At 73.4% G+C, this 4,870-nt stretch carries 3 protein-coding genes; all 3 read left to right on the top strand.

Annotation, left to right across the window (positions count from 1 at the left end; translation table 11 throughout):
* Positions 1–528 precede the first annotated feature (528 nt).
* Positions 529–2,013 carry a Tat pathway signal sequence domain protein gene (locus P1P70_RS40750; RefSeq protein WP_319246950.1) on the top strand — a complete coding sequence of 495 codons (1,485 nt, stop codon included), beginning with the start codon at positions 529–531 and terminating at the stop codon, positions 2,011–2,013.
* A 756-nt stretch (positions 2,014–2,769) separates the two neighbouring features.
* Positions 2,770–3,669: a glycosyltransferase family 2 protein gene (locus P1P70_RS40755; protein ID WP_319246951.1), complete on the top strand. Its 900-nt coding sequence runs from the start codon at positions 2,770–2,772 to the stop codon at positions 3,667–3,669.
* Between the two features lie 348 nt (positions 3,670–4,017).
* Positions 4,018–4,870: AfsR/SARP family transcriptional regulator (locus P1P70_RS40760; protein ID WP_319246953.1), on the top strand; the 853-nt coding region annotated here is incomplete at its 3' end.

The raw sequence follows: 4,870 nt of genomic DNA on the forward strand, positions 1-4,870 counted from the left end.
GGAGAGAGCCAGCCAGGGCAAGAGCGCGTACCCAATGTTGTACGCGCTCTTGCCCTGGCTGGCTCTCTCCTGTCCCTCGCCTGTCCCCGCCCTGGCCGAGCGGATCGAACAGTGGTGTCCGGGACCCGCCGTCCGGCCGGCGAAGCCGCTGGACGACCGTGAGGCCGGTGTCGTGGAGGACCGACCTCACGGTTCCGGGATCCGGGGGCCGGGGGTGCGCGTGGCGGAGTCCGCGTACCGGGCCCGGGATCCCGCAGGGCGTCCCGCGCACCCACAAGGTGTGCGGGACGCCGGCGCTTCCGCCGCCGGACCGGCTTGAAAACGCGTGCCCCGCAAGGGCGTTGACCCGAGTCGCGCGCACCAGCAGAATGAGCCCCCATCCGCTTGAGAGCGCTCTCAAAACCGGCTCCGGGCGAGCACCCCGCGCACCTCCCCTCTCGCACCACGTACCTCCCATCACGTACCTCCCATCACGGATCTCGCATCACGCATCTCGCTCCACGCATCTCGCACCTCCAAGGGAGACCCATGACCGGCAGCACCGGCAGCACCGGCGGACGAGCCCGCGCGTTCAGCCGCCGCAGGCTCCTCGGCACCGGCCTAGGCGCGGCGGCGGCGCTCACCGTCGCCGGCCCGGGCACGGCCCAAGCCGCACCCACCGCACCCACCGCACCCACCGCGTCCGCCGCACCCACCGCACCCACCGCGTCCGCCGCGTCCGCCGCATCCGCGGCGTCCCGCGCCTCGGCCCCCCGGCGCGGGCACGGCTTCCTGGCCGCCGCCATGGACGCCTACCCCGACCACAGCGACCTCCGGCTGACCCAGAGCTACACCGACCAGGCGGGCCTGTTCAGCACGGCCTTCACCTACGACAACGCCCTCGCGATCCTCGCCCACCTCGCCGTACGCACCGAGGACGGACGGGCCAGAGCGATGGCGCTCGGGGACGCGCTGATCTACGCCCAGGAGCACGATCCGGCGTACGACGACGGCCGGCTGCGCCAGGCGTACAACGTCGGGCCGTACGTCTACTACGACGGCGTACCGCAGCCGGACGGGTTCGTCCGGGCGGACGGGACGGCCAATGTCGGCACACAGTTCGGCTTCACGGGGACGGCCGTGGGGGACATGGCCTGGGCGGGGATCGCGCTGAGCGCGCTGGCCCGGCGGACCGGGGCCCGGCGGTTCCTGGCCGCCGCCGTGCGGATCGGGGAGTGGATCGAGCGGACCGGCCGTACCGACGAGCCCCTCGGCGGCTACAAGTTCGGCGTGAACGGGGCGAACGAGAAGCTGCCGTTCACCTCGACCGAGCACAACACGGACCTGATCTGCCTGTTCGGGCGGCTCGCCCGGCTCACCGGCGACCGGGTGTGGTGGCAGCGGCGGGCGCGGGCCGAGGCCTTCGTGAAGGGCATGTGGGAGCCGGGCCGGGGCGCGTCCGGCGGCTTCTTCTACACCGGCACGAACGACGGCGTCACCGTCAACAAGTCCCCGATCCCCGAGGACACCCAGACCTGGACCCACCTCGCCCTCGACTCCGACCGGTACGCGCGCTCCCTCGACTGGGCGGCGCGGGAACTCGCCGTCGAGGACCACGCCGAGCGCCGCAACAGCACGGTGCCCGCCGGGCAGTCGTACGAGGGCGTGACCTTCAGCTCGGCCAGTCTGCTGGCCAACGAGGACGCGCCCATCGCCGAGTTCCAGCCCAAACCCAACCGCAACGGGGTCTGGTTCGAGGGCACCGCCCATCTCGCGCTCTCCCTGCGCGACCGGGGCGCGCGCGGCGACGAGAAGCGCGCCCGGCGCCTCCTCGCCTCTCTCGAACGCGCCCAGGACCTCCTCGGCACCGCCCAGACCGTCGGCGGCCGCGCCCTCCCCGACCGCTCCGGCATCGTCTCGGCCAGCAGCCCCCTCGACACCGGCTTCGGCTTCGGCTACTACCCGTACCGGCACACGGGCGCCACGGCCTGGTACCTCATGGCAGCGGTCCGCTCGAACCCGCTGCGGGTCTGATACCGGCGTCCGTCCGCACCGGATACGGCGTCCCTCCGCACCGGACCTGGAGCGCCGACTCGCGCTCCAGGTAAGGGAGTTGACTCGTCCCGTCACGGTGGGGAGGGCGGCGTGCGACGTCGGCGTCAGCCCTCCGCGCGCCTCGCCGTGCGCTCCCGGTGCCCCGCTCGGTCGGGCAGCCCCGCGTACGCCGGCGGCTGCGCCACCACACCGAACCACAGCTCGGGCGCCCACCGGCGCAGGGCCTGCTCGTAGGGCTTGTGGGCATGGGGGAGGCGGATTCGGTAGCGCAGACGACACCGGCCACGCGGAGCAGCACTGGGCGCAGGGTTCCACCTGCACGCCCACGCCACTCCGCCACGGTGGGAACCCATCCAACCGATCCCGCAACCTGCGGATCACACAGGATCACTTAGCTGAGCAGAGACGCTCCAGAGAAACCGCCGCAGGCCGAACCGCACGACCGTCGCGTCCGCCGCCGGCGCTCCCCCAGGGATCATGGGGCGGGACCTTAGCCGAGGAACAGGACCCGCACCAGAGAGAAGGCTGCGGGCAGGGCCCTGAACAGGGCAGTCGCGGAGTCGATGCGAAGTCTCCGTCGTGAACGACTAGCATCCCGGCCGTAAACAGTCGGTGGAGGACGGGAAGCGGGACGACGGTCGTCGGGTCGCGCCGGGGCGCCGTCGGCGGCCGCGCCGGTCGTTGTCGCCCCGCCGGTCGTCGCCGGCGGTCCGTGGACGGAATGGGGTTGGTGTCGTGGTGGAGGCCGGGCCTCGGGTCGCTGTCGCCGTGGTGACGATGGGCAATCGGCCCGCGGAGGTGGACGCGCTGCTCGCCTCCGTGGCCAAGCAGGACGTCGCCCCCGAACGCATCGTGGTCGTGGGGAACGGCTGCCCCCTCCCCGAGTTCGCCGAACGGCTGGACCTGCCCGGCGAGGTCACCCTCATCGAGGTGGACGAGAACCTCGGCTGCCCCGGCGGCCGGAACGTCGCCCTGGAGCGGCTGCGCGCCTTCGGTGACGTCGACGTCGTCGTGGAGCTGGACGACGACGGGCTGCTCGTCGACGCCGATGTGCTGCGCCGCGTGCGGGACTTGTACGCCGCCGATCCCCGCCTCGGCATCGTCGGGTTCCGGATCGCCGACGAGCACGGCGAGACCCAGCGGCGGCACGTACCGAGGGTCGGGGCGAAGGACCCGATGCGCGGCGGCCCGGTCACCGGGTTCCTCGGCGGCGGGCACGCCCTGTCCATGGCCATGCTGGGCGAGACCGGCGACTGGGCCGCCGAGTTCTTCTTCGCGCACGAGGAGACCGACCTGGCGTGGCGGGCGCTCGACGCCGGCTGGACCGTGCTGTACGCCCCCGAACTGCTCCTCCAGCACCCGAAGACGTCACCGGCCCGGCACGCCATCTACTACCGCGTCAACGCCCGCAACCGCGTCTGGCTCGCCCGCCGCCGCCTCCCGCTCCCGCTCATCCCCGTCCACCTGGGCGTATGGGTTCTCATCACCCTGCTGCGGATGCGCTCGGCCGGCGGCCTGAAGGCCTGGTTCAGCGGCTTCGCGGAGGGCTGGCGGGAGTCGGGCGGCGAGCGCCGGCCGATGAGCTGGCGAACGGTCTGGCGCCTGACGCGACTGGGCCGCCCCCCGATCCTTTAGGGCCTGGGCCGCTCCCCGACCCTTTGGGCCTGGCTCGCCACACGATCCTTCAGGCCCGCCCCACGACGGGGCCCGCACACACGAGTGCCCCGGTCGTTCACCTCCACCGACCGGGGCACAGCGCTTTGTGCGGTTCCCGGATCCGGCGGCGGCGGCGGCACTCCCCCGAGCTACGCGTCTCACGCGTGCGCCGTCGTCGCCGGATCCGATGAAGTGATCACATCAGGTCCCGCCAACGGATCGCTAACATGAGCCCAACGGTTCCACGGGGGGCCGTACGGGAGGCGGCGGCAGGTCGCCGCGGGGCGGGCCCGGAACGACGGTGCGGAAAGGCAGCGGACGGGTTCTATGCGGGACGGGCTGCGGTTCGGACTGCTCGGTCCGCCGGTTCTGTACGGGGCCGGGGACGCGGCTGACGGCGTACGGTCCGTCGGCAGCGGCAAGATGCGCGCCCTCTTCGTCGCGCTGCTGCTCGAACCCGGGCGGGTCGTCTCCGTCGACACCCTGAAGGACGTGCTGTGGGACGCGGCGCCACCCCCGTCCGCGCAGGCCTCCCTGCAGAACCATGTGACCCGGCTGCGCAGGCTGTTGGACGACCCCGAGCGGCTGCGCGCGGTCCCGCCCGGCTATCTGCTGCGGGTCGGCGAGGGCGAGTTGGACGTCCGCGTCTTCGAGAGCCACGCCCGCGCCGCCCGCACCGCCCACGCCGAGCGCGACTGGAGCCGGACCGTCCGCGAGTCCACCGCCGCGCTCGCCCTCTGGCGGGGGACACCGCTCGGCGGTCTGCCGATCGAGGCATTCCACACCCAGGCCTTCGTCCAACGCCTGGAGGAGGCAAGGTTGTTGCTCCTGGAGCGACGCTACGACGCGGAACTCCACCTCGCGGCCGACCGGGGGGACGAGGGGACCGAGGGGGCCGCCGGGGCGCACGCCCTCGGCGCCCTCGGCGCCCTCGCCCCCGAACTCGCCGCCCTCGTCGCCGAGCACCCGCTGCGCGAGGCCTTCCACCGCCTTCTCATGCTCGTCCTGCACCGCACGGGCCGCCAGGCCGAGGCCCTCGCCGTCCACCGCGACCTCCGCGCCCGCCTCCTCGACGAACTCGGCGTGGAGCCGGGCCCGGCCGTACGCGAGGCCCACGTGGAAATCCTGCGGGAACCCGACGCACACACCCAGGACCCGCCCCCCGAAGCCACCGCCGACC

The sequence above is a fragment of the Streptomyces sp. MB09-02B genome (assembly GCF_033794485.1).
GTDB lineage: Bacteria > Actinomycetota > Actinomycetes > Streptomycetales > Streptomycetaceae > Streptomyces.

Bases quoted from the DNA above. Each gene is read 5' to 3' on its own strand.
- P1P70_RS40750 (WP_319246950.1), top strand. From the start codon at position 529: ATGACCGGCAGCACCGGCAGCACCGGCGGACGAGCCCGCGCGTTCAGC.